The sequence below is a fragment of the Fontimonas sp. FW305-C-3 genome, from assembly GCF_058783185.1.
The window spans coordinates 316,876-337,022 of the sequence record NZ_JBYSYK010000002.1 but is presented as its reverse complement, the minus strand read 5'-3'; the positions used below and the strand labels follow the sequence as shown (position 1 = coordinate 337,022).

Below are 20,147 nucleotides of genomic sequence, written 5' to 3'. Positions count from 1 at the left end.
AAACGTCAGTTACCGATGCCCGCGGGACCGCTGTCGAGCGTCTTGCAGAGACGCTCGGCGATCGCCGGATGCAGCAGCAGCAGATTCACCGAACTCTGATAGGCGCGCTGCTGATTCTTAAGTTCGGCAATGGCTTGTGCGGCCTGCTCGCGATCGAGCACGACGTAGTCGCGGCCCTCCTGCAATGCAGCTTCGAGGCGCTTGAACGCGCGGAAGGCGGTGCCTTTGACGCTGCCGGAACGAGCGTCGATCTCGCGCAGGCTCAGCCAGTCCCGGTAAGCGCTCATTCCGTCTTGCTGGACAGCAGCAGGAAATGGCCGCGGCCGATCGCGATCGGCTCGCCGGCGCTGGACTGCCAGCAACGGACCTGGACCTGCGCCGCCCGCGCGCCGGCCCGGGTGACTTCGCATTGCGCATAACTGGTCTGCAGCCGCGCCGGCCGCAGGTAGTCGAGCGAGAAGTCGATGCTCTTGGGGATGCGGATCAGGTCCGGCAACAGCAGCAGATGCAGCAGCGCGGCGTTCTCCATGAAGCCCGCGGTCACGCCGCCGTGCAGCGCGGGCAGGCGCGGGCTGCCGATCAGATGTTCGCTGGGGGCGAGCACCGAGCGGAGCTGGCCTTCATGCATCTCGACGCTGACGCCGAGAAAGCGCGCGTAGGGCAGCAGACCGAGCAGCGCATCGAACTCGCCGGTCTCCAGGGCGAGCGTGCGGGCGGCGATCAGGGCCTGGCTCATACCGAGGCTCCGGTCTTGGCGCCGGCCGGACGCTTGGTGCGCATGAACGCGCCCTGCGACTGGGCGATCGGTTGCGCCGGATCGTCCTGCCAGACGGTGGCGCGGGCGAACGCAATGCTCGGTGTCAGGCGATGGCATTCGGCGCGGCAATACACCGCCAGATCGCGGCGGCCGACGCGCAGATAGTCCATGCGCAGATCGAGCGTCGCGATCGGTTCGAGGCCGCCGATGCGCGCCAGCACCGCGGCGCCGCAGGCGGAGTCGACCAGCGTCGTGACGATGCCGGGATGAATCAGGCCGCGCTCGATATCGACCAGCCAGTCTTCGCGGAACGGCAGCTCGACGGTGGCGCTGTCGGGCGTCAGCTCGGTAATCGTCATTCCGCAATGCGCGACGTGCCGGGTATAGCTGACAAAGTAGCTTTGCAGCATCGACAGAAAGCTGGGTTCGGCCATGGCTCTGGAGGTCTGGTTGAGAATGGATTGTAGGAGGATTGGGGCCGGTCATCCGCTACACTTCGGATCGGCGACGCAGGGGCGACGGTAATCACAATGACTGCAGTGAAGTTCAAGCGGCTAATGAAACGGCCATGACGGATCTGGAAGCGCGCCTGCGCGGCGCACTGGCCGGAACCAGCCTGCAGACGCCGCGGCCGCTGTGCGCCCTGGAACTGCCGTTCAAGGTCGAAAAACTGCTGACGCCGAAGATGCTGCAGGGCCTGCGCCCGGCCGCCGTTCTGGCCCCGGTGATCCGCCGCAAGGATTCGCTGAACCTGCTGCTGACGGTGCGCGCCGATCATCTGCGCTCGCACAAGGGTCAGATCAGCTTTCCCGGCGGCGGCCGAGATCCGGGCGATCTCGACGCGACGAGCACGGCGTTACGCGAGGCGCAGGAAGAGATCGGCCTGGACCCGATGCAGGTCGAGGTGGTCGGCTTTCTCGACGACTATCCGACGCTGACCAAGTACATGGTGACGCCGGTCGTCGGGGTCATTGACGGCGCGCCGGCCCTGAAAGTGGATGCCAACGAAGTCGCGGAGGCGTTCGAAGTGCCACTCGGTTTCGTGCTCGACCCGGCCAGCTACGAAAAGAAGATCCTGACGCGCGAGGGGCTCAACGTGCCGTTCTTCGAGCTCAACTGGGGCCAGTACCGGATCTGGGGTGCGACCGCCGGCATGTTGTGGAACCTCTGCCAGCGGGTCCAGCACTATGCCTGAGGCGACAGACGCGCTGGAAACGGCGCTGCGGCTGCAGCGCGAGGCGGCGGTGCTGGGCTTCGACTGGCGCCACCTCGACGAGCTGTGGGACAAGCTCGCCGAAGAAACGCTTGAATTGCAGCAGGCGGCCAAGCAAAGTCGTGATGCGGCGGAAGACGAGTTGGGTGACCTGCTATTCATGGCCGTCAATCTGGCGCGGCATCTCGGCGTTGAGCCGGTGGCGGCGCTGCATCGCGCCAACGCGAAGTTCAGCCGGCGCTTTGCGCATGTGACAGCGGGGCTTGCCGAACTGCCGCCGCCGGGGGATCCGCTGCGACTCGATGCGATGGAAGCGCGCTGGCTGGAGGCCAAGCGTTTCGAGAGAAAATGAAAGCAGCGCGCTTGTGATGCCGACGCGAGGATCGGTGCGCAGTCAGCTTGGTGTGCGAGGGTGTAGCGGGGGGACGGGGATGCGTATTGGTTTAGTGGTTGATTCGGGTTGCGACTTGCCGCCGGATTTCATCGAGGAGCACAAGATCGGCATTCTGCCGATCACGATTCACCTCGACGGCAAGGATCTGGTCGACCGGCGCGATCCGGCCGTGGCCCTGGATTTCTACAAGAATCATCGCGCCAGCTCGGCCGGCGCCGGTACATCCGCGTTCAGCGCGGAGCAGATCACCGCGTTTGTCCTCGAGCGGCTGGTTCTCGATTTCGATTTCGTGTTTTGCCTGACGATCGCCAGCCGGCGCAGCCTGATCCACGAGAATGCCGTCAAGGCCTCGTTCGCGATCCTCAACGAGTACAAGCCGATCCGTGCGCGTGCGGGCATCACGACGCCATTCAAGCTGCGCGTCATCGATACGCAGAACCTGTTCGCCGGCCAGGCGATCACCGCCTACGAGACCGTGCGCATGATCAACGCCGGCGCGCATCCGAATCAGATTCGCGAACGCCTCGACCAGCTGGTGCCGAATACCTACGGCTACATGATTCCGCGCGATCTGAAATATCTGCGCGAACGCGCCCAGAGCAAGGGCGATCGCAGTGTCGGCTGGCTCGGCGCGACACTGGGCACTGCACTCGACATCAAGCCGGTGCTGCGTGCCTACCAGAACGACACCGGGCCGATCGCCAAGATCAAGGGCTTCGATGCCGCTGCTGCGCGGCTGATGTCGTTCACCGCGGCGCGGGTCGAGAAAGGCCTGCTCGCACCGGTCGTCTCCCTGTGTTTCGGCGGCGAACTGGCACGCATGCGCGCGCTGCCGGGCTATGCCGAATTGCGCCTGGTCTGCAGCCGCCTGGGTGTCGAAATCACTGAGAGCGTCATGAGCGTGACCGGCGGCGTCAATGTCGGCGAGGGTGCGCTGGCCGTCGCGTTCGCATCGGAGCCGCACGAGGCAAACCTGTAGGGCTCCGCGGGCACATCCGTTAAGCTACGCGGCCTCCAGATCACCAGGCCGGCCAGGGCCGGAACGCAGCCATGAGTCAGACCCGAATTGCCATCCTCGGTGCCGCCGGACGCATGGGCCGCGCCGTGATGCAGGCGGCCGCGACGGCAACTCCGCCGCTCGCCCTGGGCGCGGCTTTCGAGCGCAGCGGACAGCCCGAGCTGCTGGGTCGCGACGCCAGCGTGCTGGCCGGCCTCGACGCCAGCGGCGTGTTGATCAGCAGCGATGTCGCCGCCGCGACCAAGCACTTCGATGTTCTGATCGACTTCACCCGTCCCGACGGCACGCTCGCGGCGTTGCCGCACTGTGTCGCCGCCGGCAAGGGCATGGTCATCGGCACCACCGGCTTCACCGCGGAGCAGAAGGCGCAGATCGCCGAGGCCGCACGCGTCATCCCGGTCTGCCTGGCGGCCAACTACAGCATCGGCGTCAACGTCGCGCTCAAGCTGCTGGAGCAGGCCGCCCGCGTGCTCGGCGACGACTTCGACATCGAGATCGTCGAGGCGCATCACAAGCACAAGGTCGACGCCCCCTCCGGTACTGCGCTGGCGATGGGCCAGGCGGTTGCCAAGGGCGCCGGACGCAATCTTGACGAGGTCGCGGTCTACGCGCGCGAAGGCAATACCGGTCCGCGCCCGGCGGGCGCCATCGGTTTCGCGACCGTGCGCGGCGGCGATGTCGTCGGCGATCACACCGTCATGTTCCTCGGCAACGGCGAGCGCATCGAGATCACGCACAAGGCGACGAGCCGGCAGAATTTCGCCGGCGGTGCGGTGCGCGCCGCGGCCTGGCTCAAGGACAAGGCGCCGGGTCTCTACGACATGCGGGACGTGCTCGGGCTGTGACGTCGAACATCGTCCCCGCGCGGCCGCAGGATGTCGGGGTGATCCTCGAACTGATCCGCGCGCTGGCCGAATACGAGAAACTGCTCGACGAGGTCAGTGCGACCGAGACGGCGCTGCGTGAAAGCCTGTTCGGTGCGCGGCCTTACGCTGAAGCCTTGATCGCCTGGCAGGGCGAGGCGGCCGTCGGATTCGCCCTGTTCTTCCACAACTACTCGACCTTCCTCGCCAAGCCGGGCATCTATCTCGAAGACCTGTTCGTGCGGCCGGCGCTGCGCGGGCAGGGTGTCGGCAAGGCGCTGCTCGCGAAAGTCGCGCAGATCGCCAAACAGCGCGACTGCGGCCGCCTCGAATGGTCGGTGCTCGACTGGAACGAACCGGCGATCCGCTTCTATCGCAGCCTCGGCGCGCGATCGATGGACGAATGGACTATCAACCGGGTCACCGGCGAAGCGCTGGATCGCCTCGCGGCTCAGGCAGGTCAGACCGGTTAGCAACATAAAGAACCACAACGAGGAGATCGGCATGGACGCACGGCGCAAAGCGGTACGCATGGCTTGGATGGCGGTCTCCATGCTGGTTCTCGGCGGTGCTCAGGCGGCGCCGGCGCCCGAGCTGTCGGCCTCGGTCGCCGAGGTTGCGCCGAAGGTCATCGCCCATCGCCGCTATCTGCACGAGCATCCCGAACTGTCGAACCGCGAGTTCGAAACGGCCAAGTACCTCGAGAAGCAGTTGCGCAAGCTGGGCCTGGAGGTCGAAACCGGGATTGCCCACACCGGCGTCGTCGCGCTGCTCAAGGGCGCCAAGCCCGGGCCGGTCGTCGCGCTGCGTGCCGACATGGATGCGCTGCCGGTCACCGAGCAGAACGAACTGCCGTTCCGTTCCAAGGTGCGCGCCAAGTTCGATGGCCAGGACGTCGGCGTGATGCATGCCTGCGGCCACGACGGCCATATGGCGGTCCTGCTCGGGGTTGCCGAGGTGCTGGCCGCGCAGCGTGCCGAACTGCAGGGCACGGTCAAGTTCATCTTTCAACCGGCGGAGGAAAGTCCGCCCTTGGGCGAGGAAGGCGGCGCCTCGCTGATGGTCAAGGAAGGCGTGCTGAGCAAGACGCCGAAGCCGGACGTGATCTTCGGCATGCACCTGCTGTCCGGCTACGAGGTCGGCACCGTCGGCTATCGCTCGGGCGGCATCATGGCCAGCGCGGACGACATGCGCATCGTCGTCACCGGCAAGCAGACGCATGGTGCCGCGCCCTGGCTGGGCATCGATCCGATCGTCGTCGCGAGCCAGATCGTGCTGGGCCTGCAGACGATTGCGAGCCGGCAGATGGACACGACGCTGGCGCCGGTGATCGTCACGATCGGCCGCATCGACGGCGGCGTGCGCGACAACATCATTCCGGACAAGGTCGAGATGCACGGCACGCTGCGCGCGCTCGACAAGGACATGCGTCAGCAGCTGCACGATCGCGTCAAGCGCACCGCGGAAAGCATCGCCGAGGCTTCGGGCGCGAAGGCCGAAGTGATCATCAGCGAGCGCATCGCCTATCCGGTGACCTACAACGATCCGAAGCTGATGGAGCAGATGCTGCCGTCGCTGCAGCAGCGTTTCGGCAGCAAGTTGTTCGTTGCCCAGCCGATCCTTGGCTCGGAAGATTTCTCGTTCTTCCAGCAGCAGATTCCAGGCCTCTACCTGTTCGTTGGCATCCGCACCGCGGGGGTCGCGGCCGCAGGCTTCGCGGCCAACCATTCGCCGTTGTTCATGATGGACGAAGCGGCTCTGGAGACGGGCGTGAAGCTGCTGACCGGCCTGACCTGGGACTACCTGAACGGAGCCGCGGCAGCCAGGCCATGAGGCGGCGATGACTGCCATCAAGGGTCGCGGCGCCGGGATCAACCCGGAAGGACGCTTTGCCAAGGACAGGCGCGTTGCTGTCGATGATGGGTGGCTGCTCGACGACGAGATTCCGCCTCGCCTGAAGACGACAGTTCAGGTCGACAAGGCGCGGACGATCATCGCGCGCAACGAATCCCCCGATCTGGTGTTCGATCAATCGATCAATCCCTATCGAGGGTGTGAGCACGGCTGCATCTACTGCTTTGCCCGCCCCAGCCACGCCTATCTCGATCTGTCGCCCGGACTCGATTTCGAAACCCGGCTGTTCTACAAGCCGAACGCCGCGGAACTGCTGGAGGCCGAGCTGCGCCACCCCGGCTACAAGCCGTCGATGATTTCCCTGGGTGCGAACACGGATCCGTATCAGCCGATTGAAAAGGACCTGCGGATCACCCGCAGTCTGCTGGAAGTCATGGTGCGCTTTCGTCATCCGGTCGGCATCGTGACGAAGGGGGCATCGTTGCTTGAACGCGACATTGATCTGCTGAGGGATCTGGCGCGCGACAACCTTGTCCATGTCGCGATGTCGATCGTGACCTTGAAGCCGGAACTCAAACGCACGCTGGAGCCGCGCGTCCCCTCACCTCAGGCGCGACTGCGCGCGATGCGCGCCGTCAGCGACGCCGGCATCCCGACCATGGTGTTTTTCTCGCCAACCATTCCCTTCGTCAACGACGCCGAGATGGAAGCGGTGCTTGCCGCGGCGCATGAGGCCGGCGCGCGCCAGGCGAGCTATACGCCGCTGCGTCTGCCCTACGAGGTCAAGGATCTGTTCCGCGACTGGCTCCAGACCCATCTGCCCTTGAAGGCAGAGCACGTGATGAGCCTGGTTCAGCAGATGCGTGGTGGCCGCGACAACGACCCTAACTTTGGCAGCCGCATGCGCGGGCGGGGCGAATACGCCGAGGTCTTGCGCCAACGCTTCAAGCTCGCCTGCAAGCGCCTGGGCATGAATGCCAACGAGCGGCCGGTGACCAGTTCCGCACATTTTCGGGTGCCGCCGCGTGCCGGCGACCAGATGGGCCTGGATTTCTAGCTTTCTCCGCGAAATGCAAGCTGTTTGAGGCGCGTTTCCAGTGAATAAATGTACAAATATTCGTGGACGATGGCGCAGCGCACCAATATAATGCGCAGCTAATCCTGAACCGGGGGCGCGAGCCCCCGTTTTGCTGAGCGGACTTCGTCCATTTCGGCAGAACAACGGAGCTGGAGTTTGCTTAAAAGCTTGTGATTGATCCCGCTCGAACCGGATCAATAGTGTGCAAATACCGGATTAGAAAGACACCCATGCCAGACCTCAAACCGGCCCTGCTAGTCCTCGCAGACGGCTCAATTTTCAAGGGTGTATCCGTTGGCGCCGATGGCCAGACCGTCGGCGAGGTGGTTTTCAACACCGCCATGACCGGCTATCAGGAAATCCTCACGGATCCCTCGTACCGCCAGCAGATCGTCACGCTGACCTACCCGCACATCGGCAATGTCGGCACCAATCCCGAAGATGCGGAATCCGATCAGGTACACATCGCCGGTCTGGTGATCCGCGAAGTGCCGCGCGCGGCGAGCAATTTCCGCAGCACGCAGGACTTCCGTGCCTACCTCAAAGCCAACAAGACGGTGGCGATTGCCGGCATCGACACGCGGCGCCTGACGCGGCGCCTGCGTGATACCGGCGCGCAAAACGGCTGCATCGTCGCCGGCGGTCGCATCTCCGAAGCCAAGGCGCTGGCCGCGGCGCGCGCTTTCGGCGGCCTCAAGGGCCTCGATCTCGCGCAGGTCGTGACGACGCAGAAGACGCATGCCTGGACGCGCGGCTCCTGGACGCTGGAGACCAATCGCGAGACCGAGCGCAAGGACGGCAAGCACCACGTCGTCGTCTACGACTTCGGCGTCAAGTACAACATCCTGCGCATGCTGGTCGATCGCGATTGCCGCGTGACCGTCGTGCCGGCCAAGACCAGCGCCGCGGACGTGCTCAAGCTCAAGCCGGACGGCGTGCTGCTGTCGAATGGGCCTGGCGATCCAGAACCCTGCGATTACGCGATTGCCGCGTCGCGGACGTTCATCGCCAAGAAGCTGCCGCTGTTCGGTATCTGCCTCGGCCATCAGATCCTCGGCCTCGCCGCGGGCGCGAAGACGCTGAAGATGAAGTTCGGCCATCACGGCGCCAACCATCCGGTCCAGGATCTGGAAAGCGGCATGGTCATGATCACCAGCCAGAACCACGGCTTCGCGGTCGATGAAGCGACGCTGCCGGCCAACGTCAAGGTCACGCATCGCTCGCTGTTTGACGGCTCCAACCAGGGTCTGCGCCTGACCGATGCACCGGCCTTCAGCTTCCAGGGTCACCCTGAGGCGAGCCCTGGTCCGCACGATGTCGCCGCGCTGTTCGACAAGTTTGTCCGCCTGATGGCGGACCGGGGCTGAGATGTTCGGTATCACGGACATCACCACGTACATCATCGGCGTGGTGATCGTCGTGCTGGTGCCCGGTCCGAATTCGCTGTTCGTGCTCAGCGTCGCAAGCCGCCAGGGCGTTGCGACCGGTTATCGCGCCGCCTGCGGCGTGTTTGTCGGTGATCTGGTCCTGATGGTGCTGACCGCCGTCGGCATGGCCTCGCTGCTGCGCAGCCAGCCGGGCCTGTTCAGCGTGGTGAAGTTCATCGGCGCCGCGTATCTGGCCTGGCTGGGCGTGGGCATGCTGCGTGCGGCCCTGGCCGATTGGCGCCGCGATGTCGAGATCGTGCTGGCGGAGAAGCCGATCCCTGGCACGGCGCGGCCGTTCACGCGGGCGCTGGCGATCAGCCTGCTGAATCCGAAGGCGATCCTGTTCTTCGTGTCGTTCTTCATTCAGTTCGTCGATCCGGCTTACGCCTATCCGGCGCTGTCGTTCGCGATCCTGGGCGCGATCGTGCAGATCGCCAGTTTTCTGTATCTGAGTTCGCTGATCTTCGTGGGTCACCGCCTGGCTGCCGCGTTTCGTGCGCGGCGCCGTCTGGCGGCGGGTGCCACGGGTGGAGTCGGTGCCCTGTTTCTAAGTTTCAGTGCAAGGCTGGCAACAGCCACAGCGGGATGATTTGAGCGATGCCAAAGCGTAGTGACATCAAGAGCATTCTGATTATCGGCGCCGGTCCGATCGTGATCGGTCAGGCCTGCGAGTTCGACTATTCCGGTGCGCAAGCCTGCAAGGCGCTGCGCCAGGAAGGCTATCGCGTGATCCTCGTCAACTCGAATCCGGCGACGATCATGACCGACCCGGAAATGGCCGATGCGACCTACATCGAGCCGATCCGCTGGCAGGCGGTCAAGAAGATCATCGAGAAGGAGCGCCCCGACGCGCTGCTGCCGACGATGGGCGGCCAGACCGCGCTGAACTGCGCGCTGGAACTCGCCGCCAACGGCGTGCTCGAGAAGTACGGCGTGGAGCTGATCGGCGCCAAGGAACGCGCGATCGATGTCGCCGAGGACCGTCAGAAATTCCGCGACGCGATGACCGAGATCGGTCTGGGTTCCGCCCGCTCCGGCGTCGCCCACTCGATGGACGAAGCGCGCACGATCCAGACGACGATCGGCTACCCGGTCATCATCCGCCCGAGCTTCACGCTGGGCGGCACCGGTGGCGGCGTGGCTTACAACGTCGAGGAATTCGAGGAGATCGTCACGCGCGGTCTCGACCTCTCGCCGACCAAGGAAGTCCTCATCGAGGAATCCCTGCTCGGCTGGAAGGAATACGAGATGGAAGTGGTCCGTGACACCAAGGACAACTGCATCATCGTCTGCTCGATCGAGAACTTCGATCCGATGGGCGTGCACACCGGCGACTCGATCACCGTCGCACCGGCGCAGACCTTGACCGACAAGGAATACCAGATCATGCGCAACGCGAGTCTCGCGGTGCTGCGCAAGATCGGCGTCGACACCGGCGGCTCCAACGTGCAGTTCGCGATCAACCCCGACGACGGCCGCATGATCGTCATCGAGATGAACCCGCGCGTGTCGCGTTCGTCGGCCCTGGCATCGAAGGCGACCGGCTTCCCGATCGCCAAGATCGCCGCCAAGCTCGCGGTCGGCTACACGCTCGACGAACTGCAGAACGACATCACCGGCGGCGCAACGCCGGCGAGCTTCGAGCCAAGCATCGACTACGTCGTCACCAAGATTCCGCGCTTCACGTTCGAGAAATTCCCGCAGGCCGATTCGCGCCTGACGACGCAGATGAAGTCGGTCGGCGAGGTCATGGCGATCGGGCGCAATTTCCAGGAGTCGCTGCACAAGGCGATGCGCGGCCTGGAAGTCAGCTCCGATGGTTTCGAGCCGCAGGTCCCGGATCACTCCGCTGAGTCGGTGGCGCGCATCCGCGCTGAACTGGCGATCCCGCGCGCCAAACGCCTGTGGTACGTGGGCGATGCGTTCCGCGCCGGCATGAGCGTCGAGGACGTGTTCCAGGCGTCGAAGATCGACCGCTGGTTCCTCGACCAGATCGAGGAGCTGATTGCGACCGAGGACGAGATTGCCGAACAGAAGGTCAGCAAGATCGAGGCCGAAGACCTGCGCCGCTACAAGCGGCTCGGTTTCTCGGACCGCCGTCTCGCGCTGCTGATGGGCGTCAAGGAGGATTCGATCCGCCGCGCGCGCTACAAGCTCGGCGTGCGTCCGGTCTACAAGCGCGTCGATACCTGCGCCGCGGAATTCCCGACCTCGACCGCGTATCTGTATTCCTCGTACGACGACGAGTGCGAGGCGCAGCCGACGCAGCGCGACAAGATCGTCATTCTCGGCGGCGGCCCGAACCGCATCGGGCAGGGCATCGAGTTTGACTACTGCTGCGTGCACGCGGCGCTGGCGCTGCGTGAAGATGGTTACGAGACCATCATGATCAACTGCAATCCGGAAACCGTGTCGACTGACTACGACACTTCGGATCGCCTGTACTTCGAACCGCTGACGTTCGAAGATGTCATGGAGATCATCGATCTCGAAAAACCGAAGGGCGTCATCGTGCAGTTCGGCGGCCAGACGCCGCTGAAGCTGGCGCGGGCGCTCGAAGCTGCCGGTGCACCGATCATCGGCACGACGCCGGATGCGATCGATCTTGCCGAGGATCGCGAGCGCTTCCAGAAGCTGGTCGAGAAGCTCGGTCTGCTGCAGCCGCCCAATGGCACGGCGAAGTCGGACAAGCAGGCGCTCGCCGTCGCGAAGAAGGTCGGCTATCCGCTGGTTGTGCGACCGTCCTACGTGCTTGGCGGCCGCGCGATGGAAATCGTCTACGACGACGAAGATCTGCAGCGCTACATGCGCGAGGCGGTGACGGTGTCGAACGATTCTCCGGTGCTGCTCGACCGCTTCCTGAATGACGCGATTGAGGTCGACGTCGACGCGCTGTGCGACGGCACCGACGTCGTCATCGGCGGCATCATGGAGCACATTGAGGAAGCCGGCGTGCACAGCGGCGACTCGGCCTGCTCGCTACCGGCGCATTCGCTGTCGAAGAAGGTCCAGGACGATATCCGCAAGCAGATCGTCAAGCTGGCCAAGGCGCTCAACGTCGTCGGCCTGATGAACACGCAGTTCGCGGTGCAGGGCGACAAGGTCTATCTGCTCGAGGTCAATCCGCGCGCTTCGCGCACGTCACCGTTCGTGTCGAAGGCCACCGGCCGGCCGCTGGCGAAGATTGCCGCGCGCTGCATGGCGGGACAGAGCCTGAAGTCGCAGGGCGTGACGCACGAGATTCTGCCGAAGTACTACTCGGTCAAGGAATCGGTATTCCCGTTCAACAAGTTCCCGTCCGTCGATCCGCTGCTCGGACCGGAAATGCGCTCGACCGGCGAAGTGATGGGTGTCGGCGCCCATTTCGGCGAGGCCTTCCACAAGGCGATGCTCGCGCAGGGCATGAACATTCCGCGCAGCGGCACTGCGTTCATTTCGGTGCGCGACAGCGACAAGCGCAAGGCGCAGCAGTTGGCGAAGATTCTCGTCGAGAAGGGCTTCCGGGTCGTCGCCACCCATGGCACGGCGGCGTCGATCAACGCGGCGGGCGGGGTCAGCGAGGGCGTCAACAAGGTCAAGGAAGGCCGCCCGCACTGTGTCGACATGATCAAGAACGGCGAGATCCACTTCATCGTCAATACGACGGAAGGCAAGATCTCGATCGAGGAGTCGCGTTCGATCCGCGCCTCGGCAATCCAGAACAAGATCTGCTACTTCACGACGATCGCCGGTGCGCTGGCGGCGGCGGTGGCGATGGATCACCTGGATCGTCTGGACGTCAATCGCCTGCAGAGTCTGCACGCCTCCCTCTAGTTTGGTGCCATTCGCCGCCGCTTAGGCTTGTCAGCTAAGCGGCGGTTCTGTATGGTGTTTTTGTCCCCAATGGCCCCTGCCGCAGTTTTGCGGTGGGATGCTTTTTTGTTTGAAGAAAACCTTTATGAGCAAAGTCCCGATGACGGCACGTGGTGCCGACCAGCTGCGTGAAGAACTGCGCCATCGCAAGAGCGACCTGCGGCCGCAGATCATCGAAGCCATCGACGAGGCCCGCAAGCAAGGCGATCTCAAGGAAAACGCCGAGTACGCCGCCGCGCGCGAGCAGCACGGCTTCAACGAAGGCCGGATCAGTGAAATCGAGGGCAAGCTCAGCAACGCCCAAGTCATTGATGTTACGAAGCTTCCGCAAACAGGCAAGGTGATCTTCGGCGTGACCGTTGACCTCGCTGATGCCGATACGGGCGAGGAGCTGCGCTATCAGCTGGTCGGCGAAGACGAGGCTGACGCCAAGCAGGGCCTGATTTCGATCAATTCACCGATCGCCCGCGCGCTGATCGGGCGCGGCGAGGGCGATATCGCCCAGGTTGTGACGCCGGCCGGTGCTCGCGAGCTTGAAATCGTCAAAGTGCACTACATATAGGCCGTTCAGGTAAATTCGCCTGCAACGGGGGTGGGTCTGTGCCGCGCCCGGGTCACTGAGGCGCAACGGGCTGTTCGACAATGAGTACAAAACGCCGTCCCAGCTCCGCGCAATGGCTGGCTGAGCATGAAAACGACCCGTACGTGCGTGAAGCGCGGCGCCTGGGCCTGCGCTCGCGGGCTGCGTTCAAGCTGACCGAAATCCAGGAACGCGACCGCATCATCAAGCCGGGCCAGATCGTCGTCGATCTGGGCGCCGCTCCGGGCGGCTGGAGCCAGGTCGCGCGACCGATGCTGGGCGGACGTGGCCAGCTTTTTGCTCTCGATATCCTGCCGATGGAGCCGCTGCCCGGCGTTGAATTCATTCTTGGCGACTTCCGCGAGGACAGCGTTCTGCTGCAGCTGGAGCAGCGCGTCGGCGATCAGATGGTCGACCTTGTATTGAGCGACATGGCGCCCAATATCAGTGGTATCGACACCGCGGACCAAGTGTCGAGCATGTATCTGTGCGAACTGGCCTTCGAATTCGCCAAGGCGCACTTGAAGCCGCGCGGCACCTTGCTGGTCAAGGCATTCCAGGGCGAGGGCTTCGAGGTGTATCTGAAATCGCTGCGCGAAGCCTTCGAGACCGTTGCAATCCGCAAGCCCAAGGCTTCGCGTCAACGCAGCAGCGAGGTGTATCTGCTGGCGCGCAACTTTCGCGCGGTGTAGTGTGCTGAAGAACACCGGTTCTCCCAGTCAGGGAATGCCGGACGAGTAGTGATGTGAAGCGGTCCGGCTGCGAAACGATGCCGATTTTGAGGAATGACTTTTGAACGATCTGGCCAAGAATCTGCTGCTCTGGGTGGTGATCCTCGTCGTACTGATGAGCGTCTTCCAGAGCTTCTCGTCGCGTTCACGCGGCCAGCCGGAACTGGCGTATTCCGATTTCATCAGCCAGGTCGAGCAGGGCAATGTCGCGGAAGTCGCGATCACCGGTCAGGCGATCCGCGGTGAGCTGAAGGGCGGTTCGCGCTTCGTCACGATCAGCCCGGAAACCGACAACCGTTCGATGGTCGGCACGCTGCTCGAGCACGACGTCAAGTTCAGCGGCGAGCTGCCCAAGGAAACCCCCTGGATCCTGCAGCTGCTGTTCAACGCCTTCCCGATCCTGCTGCTGATCGCGGTGTGGGTCTACTTCATGCGCCAGATGCAGGGCGGTGGCGGCGGCCGCGGTGCGCTGTCGTTCGGCAAGAGCCGCGCGCGCATGCTCAACGCCGACCAGGTCAAGATCACGTTCAACGACGTCGCCGGTTGCGAGGAAGCCAAGCAGGAAGTGTCCGAACTGGTCGACTTCCTCAAGGATCCGGGCAAGTTCCAGAAACTCGGCGGCAAGATTCCGCGCGGCGTGCTGATGTGCGGCTCGCCGGGTACCGGCAAGACGCTGCTCGCCAAGGCGATCGCCGGCGAAGCGGGCGTGCCGTTCTTCACGATTTCCGGTTCTGACTTCGTCGAGATGTTCGTCGGCGTCGGCGCCTCGCGCGTGCGCGACATGTTCGAGCAGGCCAAGAAGCACGCGCCGTGCATTATCTTCATCGACGAAATCGACGCGGTCGGCCGTCATCGTGGCGCCGGCCTCGGCGGCGGTCATGACGAGCGCGAGCAGACGCTGAATCAGCTGCTGGTCGAGATGGACGGTTTCGAAGGCAATGAAGGCGTCATCGTCATCGCCGCGACCAACCGTCCGGACGTGCTCGATCCGGCGCTGCTGCGTCCGGGTCGTTTCGATCGCCAGGTCGTCGTGCCGCTGCCCGATGTGCGCGGCCGCGAGCAGATTCTCAAGGTTCATATCCGCGCCGTGCCGCTGGCCGACAACGTCAAGCCGGACATCATTGCGCGCGCGACGCCGGGCTTCTCCGGTGCGGACCTGGCCAATCTCGTCAACGAAGCGGCGCTGTTCGCCGCGCGTGCCAACAAGCGCCTCGTCGATCACGACGATTTCGAGCGTGCCAAGGACAAGATCATGATGGGTGCCGAGCGCCGCTCGATGGTCATGTCCGAGGAAGAGAAGAAGCTCACCGCATATCACGAAGCCGGTCACGCGATCGTCGGCCTGTCGGTGCCCGAGCACGATCCGGTCTACAAGGTCACGATCATCCCGCGTGGCCGTGCGCTGGGCGTGACGATGTTCCTGCCCGAGGAAGATCGCTACAGCTACACGAAGCAGCGTCTCAACTCGTCGATCTGCTCGCTGTTCGGCGGTCGTATCGCCGAAGAGGTGATCTTCGGACCGGAGAAGGTCACGACCGGTGCTTCGAACGATATCGAGCGTGCGACCGAGATCGCCCGCAACATGGTCACCAAGTGGGGCCTGTCGGATCGCCTCGGTCCGCTGTCGTACTCGGAAGACAATGGCGAGGTCTTCCTCGGCAAGTCGGTGACGCAGACCAAGCATGTGTCCGATGACACCGCGCATGCGATCGACCAGGAAGTGCGCAAGCTGATCGAGCACAACTACGGCCGCGCCAAGCGCATCATCGAAGACAACCTCGACAAGCTGCACAAGATGTCGGACGCGCTGCTCAAGTACGAGACGATCGACTCCGAACAGATCCGCCGCATCATGGCGGGCCAGGAGCCGGGTCTGCCGGAAAGCTGGAACAACGACGATTCGTCCGGTCGCCCGGGCGGCGGCAGCGCGCGTGCGGAAGCCGGCAGTGGCGGCAGCACGGCAACCACCAAACCGGCCAGCCAGACCTGATCGGCTGGCGGTACGGGTGCCATACTTGAAGGCCGGCTGCACGCCGGCCTTTTCAATGGGGCGTCTTCCAGACCTGCATGCACCTCAAGCTTGCCCATCGTGTCCTCGACCTGAGCGCTCCTTGCGTCATGGGCGTGCTCAACGTCACGCCGGATTCGTTCTCCGACGGCGGACGCTTTGTGCAGCTCGAAGCCGCTCTCGAACGTGCGTTGCAGATGGTCGACGACGGTGCGGCGATCATCGATGTCGGCGGCGAGTCGACGCGCCCTGGCGCGGAGGCTGTTTCCGAGCAGGCCGAGCTGGATCGGGTGATTCCGCTCATCGAGGCACTGCGGCAGCGCAGTGAGATCGTGATCTCGATCGATACCACCAAGCCGGCAGTGATCCGCGCGGCCTGCGCCGCCGGCGCCGAGCTGGTCAATGACGTCAATGCGCTGCGTGCGCCCGGCGCGGTCGAGGCCGTGCGCGATGCCCGTGCGGCGGTCTGTCTGATGCACATGCAAGGCGAGCCGCGGACGATGCAGCAGGCGCCGCAGTATCAGGACGTCGTCCTCGAGGTCGGCGAATTCCTCGCGGCGCGCATCGCCGCCTGCGTGGCGGCCGGGATCGATGTTGACGCCATTGCGCTCGATCCCGGTATCGGTTTCGGCAAGACCCTGGAACACAATCTTCGGCTGCTCGCCAATCTGCAGGCCTGGCCCGGGCTGCAGCGGCCATTGCTGGTGGGCGTGTCGCGCAAGTCGATGTTCGGTGCCCTGCTCGGGCGCGGCACGGAAGAACGCCTGGCCGGCGGTCTCGCCGCCGCCGCAGTTGCGGTTTGGCAGGGGGCCGCTATAGTTCGCGCCCACGACGTCGCAGCAAGCGTCGATGCAGTGCGCACAGCGCACGCCTTGCGGGAGAGGAGGGCGGGATCATGAGTCGCAGATATTTCGGAACGGACGGCATTCGTGGACGCGTCGGCCAATCGCCGATGACGCCGGATTTCGCCCTGAAGCTGGGCTGGGCTGCGGGTCGCGTGCTTGCCGACCATAGCCAGCACCACCAGGCGCGGGTGCTGATCGGCAAGGACACGCGGCGTTCGGGCTACATGTTCGAATCCGCGCTTGAGGCGGGCTTCGCCGCCGCCGGTGTCGAATCCGATCTTCTTGGGCCGTTACCGACGCCCGCCGTCGCCTACCTGACGCGTGCGTTCCGTGCCCAGGCCGGAGTCGTGATCTCGGCTTCGCACAATCCGCATCACGACAACGGCGTGAAGTTTTTCGGCCCCGACGGCGCCAAGCTCAGCGATGCCGTCGAGGCGCGCATCGAGGCGATGCTCGACGAGCCGCTGCAGTGCGTAGCGCCCGAGCAGCTCGGCCGAGCGAAGCGCCTCGACGATGGCGGCGGCCGCTACATCGAGTTCTGCAAGGGAACGTTCGGCGAGCGCAATCTCAACGGCCTGCGCATCGTCCTCGATTGCGCCAACGGTGCGGCGTATCGCGTGGGGCCGTCGGTGCTCGAGGAGCTCGGCGCGAGCGTGACGGTCATCGGCAATCAGCCCAATGGCCTGAACATCAATCGCGATTGCGGCTCCACGCATCTGCAGCCCTTGCGCGAAGCGGTGCTGGCAGGCGGTGCCGACGTCGGCATTGCGCTGGACGGCGATGCCGATCGTTGCCTGATGATCGACGCGCAGGGCAACGAAGTCGACGGCGATCAGATTCTGTATGTCATCGCGCAGCAGCGGCATGCGAACGGCGGTATCGCGGGGCCGGTCGTCGGCACCCTGATGTCGAACCTCGGGCTTGAGCAGTCGCTGACGGCGCTCGGCCTGCGCTTCATGCGCGCCGCCGTCGGCGATCGTTATGTCATGGAGATGCTCAAGGACAATCAGGGCGTGCTCGGCGGCGAGTCTTCCGGCCACACGATCTGCCTCGACAAGACGACGACGGGCGATGGCATTGTCACGGCGCTGCAGGTACTCAACGCGATGGTGCGTCAGCAGCGCAGTCTTCAGCAGCTGACGCAGGGCATGCACAAGTTTCCGCAGGTGCTGATCAATGTCGCGGTTCAGGGCTCGGCCGCCAGCGTGATGCAGGCGGCAGCAGTCGTCGCGGCCAAGACCGAGATCGAGCGGCAATTGGGTAGCAGGGGCCGCATTCTGCTGCGCGCTTCCGGTACCGAGCCTTTGATCCGCGTCATGGTCGAGGCCGAAGACGCTACGATCACTCGCAAGGCAGCGGATGACCTGGCCGCCTGCGTGCGCGAGGCCAGTCACGCATGAGCAACATCAGCAGCAACACAATCAACACAGCGAAATCTCCGAGGAACTGGGTATGAAGCGACGGGCGATGGTGGCCGGTAACTGGAAGATGAACGGGTCGCGCGACAGCAACGCGAGCCTGCTGCACGACATCCTGTTCGAAGTGCGCAAGGTGCCGGACATCGATGTGCTGGTCTGTCCGCCGGCGATCTATCTCGAAGCGGCGGCGCGCCAGATCGATGGCAGCGCAGTTCTGCTCGGCGCGCAGACCCTCAGCGAGCAGGAAAAGCAGGGTGCATACACCGGCGAGACCCACGGCGGCATGCTGCGCGAGGTCGGTTGCTCGTACGTGATCGTCGGCCATTCGGAGCGCCGCGCCCTGTATGGGGAGTCGGACCAGGCGGTCGCCGAGCGCTTCGCTACGGCGCAAACCTGTGGCCTGATGCCGATCCTGTGTATCGGCGAGTCGCTGCAGGAGCGCGAGGCTGGGTCGACCGAAGCCGTGCTGGAGCGCCAGCTCAAGGCGGTCATCGACCGCGTCGGCATCTCGGCGTTCAAGCAGGCCGTCATTGCCTATGAACCGGTCTGGGCCATCGGTACCGGCCGCACCGCGAGTCCGGAGCAGGCGCAGGCCGTCCATGCTTTTGTCCGTGGTCAGCTGGCCGCGCTGGATGCTAAAATCGGGAGTTCCATCCGCATTCTGTATGGCGGCAGCGTCAAGGCCGACAATGCGGTGTCCCTGTTCAACTGTCCGGATGTCGATGGCGGCCTGATTGGTGGCGCGTCATTGAAGTCCGGTGAATTTTTGGCGATCTGCGCAGCGGCGCAGTCGCGGAGCCAGTGAGTCGATATGTATACGGTATTGGTAATTGTGCAGGTCCTGGTCGCCATCGGCCTGATTGGTCTGATTCTGTTGCAGCACGGCAAGGGTGCGGATGCCGGTGCGGCTTTCGGCAGCGGCGCCTCGGGCACGGTGTTCGGCTCGCGCGGTTCGGCCAACTTCTTGTCGCGTGCGACGGGCTGGCTGGCCACGGTGTTCTTCGCGGTGAGTCTGGCGATCGCGTATCTGGTCCATGACTCCAGCGAATCGTCGAAGTCTTTGGTCGAGCGCGTCCAGGGTCAGTCCGAAGTCAGCGTGCCGGCGGCGACCGGCGATGCGCCGGCGGCAGCCCAGACCGGTGCTCAGCCGGCTGAAGCGGCACCGGAACAGGCGCCAGAGCAGGCTCCGGTCGTTCCCGAGTAACACGCGAAGAAAAAATCCGAGACTTTTGCAGTTTCGGGCGCTAAACTTCGCGCCCCTTCGTGATGCCCACGTGGTGGAATTGGTAGACACGCTACCTTGAGGTGGTAGTGGCGAAAGTCGTGGGAGTTCGAGTCTCTCCGTGGGCACCAATCGAAGGGAAAGCTGTTGCGTAACATCATTCAGGCGGGGCCGGTTTGATGTCGTAATGGCGGTTGTTGGAATGTTCGAAAATGTTTGCTTCTATTTGTTTTAGAAGCTATAATTTCGGGCTCTGGTGCGGGGTGGAGCAGTCTGGCAGCTCGTCGGGCTCATAACCCGAAGGTCGCAGGTTCAAATCCTGCCCCCGCTACCAATATTAGGCTTGAGGAGGGCCCCGTTGAGGGTCCTTTTTTTTTGTTTTTTTGGCGCCATATGCGTCGGAGATGCACGGTTTAACGAATGACGGTACTGCGCGAACGCCTGCAGCAGATGCTTGAGCCTCTGGTCGAGTCCCTCGGCTATGAGCTCGTATTGCTCGAGTTCAGTCCCAGTACCAAGGGCGGCATGTTGCGCCTGTTCATCGACAAGGCCGAAGGCATTGTCGTCGAAGACTGCGAGCGCGTCAGTCGTGAAGTGGCGGCGGCACTCGATGTCGAAGACCCCATCAGCACCCCGTACCGGCTGGAGATTTCGTCTCCGGGTCTGGATCGGCCGCTGGTCAAGCCTTCGCATTTCGAGCGCTTTATCGGCGAGCAGTCGCGTATCCAGTTGATCGCCCCCCGCAATGGTCGCCGGCGTTTCGTCGGCTGGATCCGCGGTTTTGCCAATGGCGCAGTGAATTTGGAAACGGCCGAGGGTCTGGTCGATATCGCTTTAGACGATATCGAGCGGGCGCGGCTGGTGCCTGAGTACGATCGGGAATAAAC

21 protein-coding genes and 2 tRNA genes are annotated in these 20,147 nt (G+C 64.1%); 20 read left to right on the top strand and 3 right to left on the bottom strand.

What is annotated here, in order from left to right; genetic code table 11:
- Window positions 1-5: 5 nt before the first annotated feature.
- The 3 genes from AC3WUF_RS07735 to AC3WUF_RS07725 are packed head-to-tail and all read right to left on the bottom strand — an operon-like array spanning window position 6 to window position 1,191.
- The gene (locus AC3WUF_RS07735; RefSeq protein ID WP_492424161.1) at window positions 6-287 is read right to left on the bottom strand and encodes a hypothetical protein; all 282 of its coding nucleotides are present in this window, start codon (window positions 285-287) and stop codon (window positions 6-8) included.
- Window positions 284-736, bottom strand: coding sequence for a PaaI family thioesterase (locus tag AC3WUF_RS07730; protein ID WP_492424159.1), 453 nt, complete (start codon window positions 734-736; stop codon window positions 284-286). Before AC3WUF_RS07730 ends, AC3WUF_RS07735 begins: the two co-directional genes overlap by 4 nt.
- Window positions 733-1,191, bottom strand: coding sequence for a PaaI family thioesterase (locus AC3WUF_RS07725; protein ID WP_492424157.1), 459 nt, complete (start codon window positions 1,189-1,191; stop codon window positions 733-735). Before AC3WUF_RS07725 ends, AC3WUF_RS07730 begins: the two co-directional genes overlap by 4 nt.
- Before the next feature lie 134 nt (window positions 1,192-1,325).
- On the opposite strand from AC3WUF_RS07725, the gene AC3WUF_RS07720 reads away from it, so the two are divergent.
- From AC3WUF_RS07720 to rimP, 20 genes are all read left to right on the top strand, one after another.
- Entirely contained in the window at window positions 1,326-1,952 is a 627-nt protein-coding gene (locus AC3WUF_RS07720) for a CoA pyrophosphatase (protein WP_492424155.1), read from the top strand.
- Window positions 1,945-2,322, top strand: coding sequence for a MazG nucleotide pyrophosphohydrolase domain-containing protein (locus tag AC3WUF_RS07715; protein WP_492424153.1), 378 nt, complete (start codon window positions 1,945-1,947; stop codon window positions 2,320-2,322). The genes AC3WUF_RS07720 and AC3WUF_RS07715 overlap by 8 nt, the downstream gene beginning before the upstream one ends.
- A 79-nt stretch (window positions 2,323-2,401) precedes the next feature.
- A complete protein-coding gene (locus AC3WUF_RS07710) occupies window positions 2,402-3,343 on the top strand; it encodes a DegV family protein (protein WP_492424151.1) in 942 nt (313 codons plus the stop codon).
- A 71-nt stretch (window positions 3,344-3,414) separates the two neighbouring features.
- Window positions 3,415-4,227: a 4-hydroxy-tetrahydrodipicolinate reductase gene (gene dapB / locus AC3WUF_RS07705; RefSeq protein WP_492424149.1), complete on the top strand. Its 813-nt coding sequence runs from the start codon at window positions 3,415-3,417 to the stop codon at window positions 4,225-4,227.
- Window positions 4,224-4,718 (top strand): GNAT family N-acetyltransferase, encoded by a 495-nt coding sequence (locus AC3WUF_RS07700; RefSeq protein WP_492424147.1) that lies wholly within the window; start codon window positions 4,224-4,226, stop codon window positions 4,716-4,718. Before dapB ends, AC3WUF_RS07700 begins: the two co-directional genes overlap by 4 nt.
- A 31-nt stretch (window positions 4,719-4,749) precedes the next feature.
- The gene (locus AC3WUF_RS07695) at window positions 4,750-6,078 is read left to right on the top strand and encodes an amidohydrolase (RefSeq protein ID WP_492424145.1); all 1,329 of its coding nucleotides are present in this window, start codon (window positions 4,750-4,752) and stop codon (window positions 6,076-6,078) included.
- Window positions 6,079-6,085: 7 nt separating this feature from the next.
- Entirely contained in the window at window positions 6,086-7,156 is a 1,071-nt protein-coding gene (locus AC3WUF_RS07690; RefSeq protein WP_492424143.1) for a PA0069 family radical SAM protein, read from the top strand.
- A 251-nt stretch (window positions 7,157-7,407) separates the two neighbouring features.
- Complete coding sequence (gene carA, locus AC3WUF_RS07685; protein WP_492424141.1) at window positions 7,408-8,544, top strand: glutamine-hydrolyzing carbamoyl-phosphate synthase small subunit; 1,137 nt, start codon at window positions 7,408-7,410, stop codon at window positions 8,542-8,544.
- A gap of 1 nt (window position 8,545) precedes the next feature.
- The gene (gene leuE, locus AC3WUF_RS07680) at window positions 8,546-9,193 is read left to right on the top strand and encodes a leucine efflux protein LeuE (RefSeq protein ID WP_492424139.1); all 648 of its coding nucleotides are present in this window, start codon (window positions 8,546-8,548) and stop codon (window positions 9,191-9,193) included.
- Window positions 9,194-9,201: 8 nt separating this feature from the next.
- Complete coding sequence (gene carB, locus AC3WUF_RS07675; protein WP_492424138.1) at window positions 9,202-12,417, top strand: carbamoyl-phosphate synthase large subunit; 3,216 nt, start codon at window positions 9,202-9,204, stop codon at window positions 12,415-12,417.
- A gap of 124 nt (window positions 12,418-12,541) precedes the next feature.
- Window positions 12,542-13,018: a transcription elongation factor GreA gene (gene greA / locus AC3WUF_RS07670; protein WP_492424136.1), complete on the top strand. Its 477-nt coding sequence runs from the start codon at window positions 12,542-12,544 to the stop codon at window positions 13,016-13,018.
- 80 nt (window positions 13,019-13,098) lie between these two features.
- Window positions 13,099-13,728 carry a 23S rRNA (uridine(2552)-2'-O)-methyltransferase RlmE gene (gene rlmE / locus AC3WUF_RS07665; RefSeq protein ID WP_492424134.1) on the top strand — a complete coding sequence of 210 codons (630 nt, stop codon included), beginning with the start codon at window positions 13,099-13,101 and terminating at the stop codon, window positions 13,726-13,728.
- Window positions 13,729-13,828: 100 nt separating this feature from the next.
- Complete coding sequence (ftsH, locus tag AC3WUF_RS07660) at window positions 13,829-15,757, top strand: ATP-dependent zinc metalloprotease FtsH (protein WP_492424132.1); 1,929 nt, start codon at window positions 13,829-13,831, stop codon at window positions 15,755-15,757.
- A 77-nt stretch (window positions 15,758-15,834) separates the two neighbouring features.
- On the top strand, window positions 15,835-16,674 hold the full coding sequence (folP, locus tag AC3WUF_RS07655) for a dihydropteroate synthase (protein ID WP_492424130.1): 840 nt from the start codon (window positions 15,835-15,837) through the stop codon (window positions 16,672-16,674).
- The gene (glmM, locus tag AC3WUF_RS07650) at window positions 16,668-18,020 is read left to right on the top strand and encodes a phosphoglucosamine mutase (protein ID WP_492425595.1); all 1,353 of its coding nucleotides are present in this window, start codon (window positions 16,668-16,670) and stop codon (window positions 18,018-18,020) included. The genes folP and glmM overlap by 7 nt, the downstream gene beginning before the upstream one ends.
- Before the next feature lie 52 nt (window positions 18,021-18,072).
- The gene (tpiA, locus tag AC3WUF_RS07645; RefSeq protein ID WP_492424128.1) at window positions 18,073-18,843 is read left to right on the top strand and encodes a triose-phosphate isomerase; all 771 of its coding nucleotides are present in this window, start codon (window positions 18,073-18,075) and stop codon (window positions 18,841-18,843) included.
- 6 nt (window positions 18,844-18,849) lie between these two features.
- Window positions 18,850-19,242 carry a preprotein translocase subunit SecG gene (gene secG / locus AC3WUF_RS07640; protein WP_492424126.1) on the top strand — a complete coding sequence of 131 codons (393 nt, stop codon included), beginning with the start codon at window positions 18,850-18,852 and terminating at the stop codon, window positions 19,240-19,242.
- A gap of 64 nt (window positions 19,243-19,306) precedes the next feature.
- Window positions 19,307-19,391: transfer RNA gene (locus AC3WUF_RS07635), tRNA-Leu, on the top strand.
- 126 nt (window positions 19,392-19,517) lie between these two features.
- A tRNA-Met gene (locus AC3WUF_RS07630) sits at window positions 19,518-19,594 on the top strand.
- Window positions 19,595-19,680: 86 nt separating this feature from the next.
- Entirely contained in the window at window positions 19,681-20,145 is a 465-nt protein-coding gene (gene rimP / locus AC3WUF_RS07625) for a ribosome maturation factor RimP (RefSeq protein WP_492424124.1), read from the top strand.
- Window positions 20,146-20,147 lie beyond the last annotated feature (2 nt).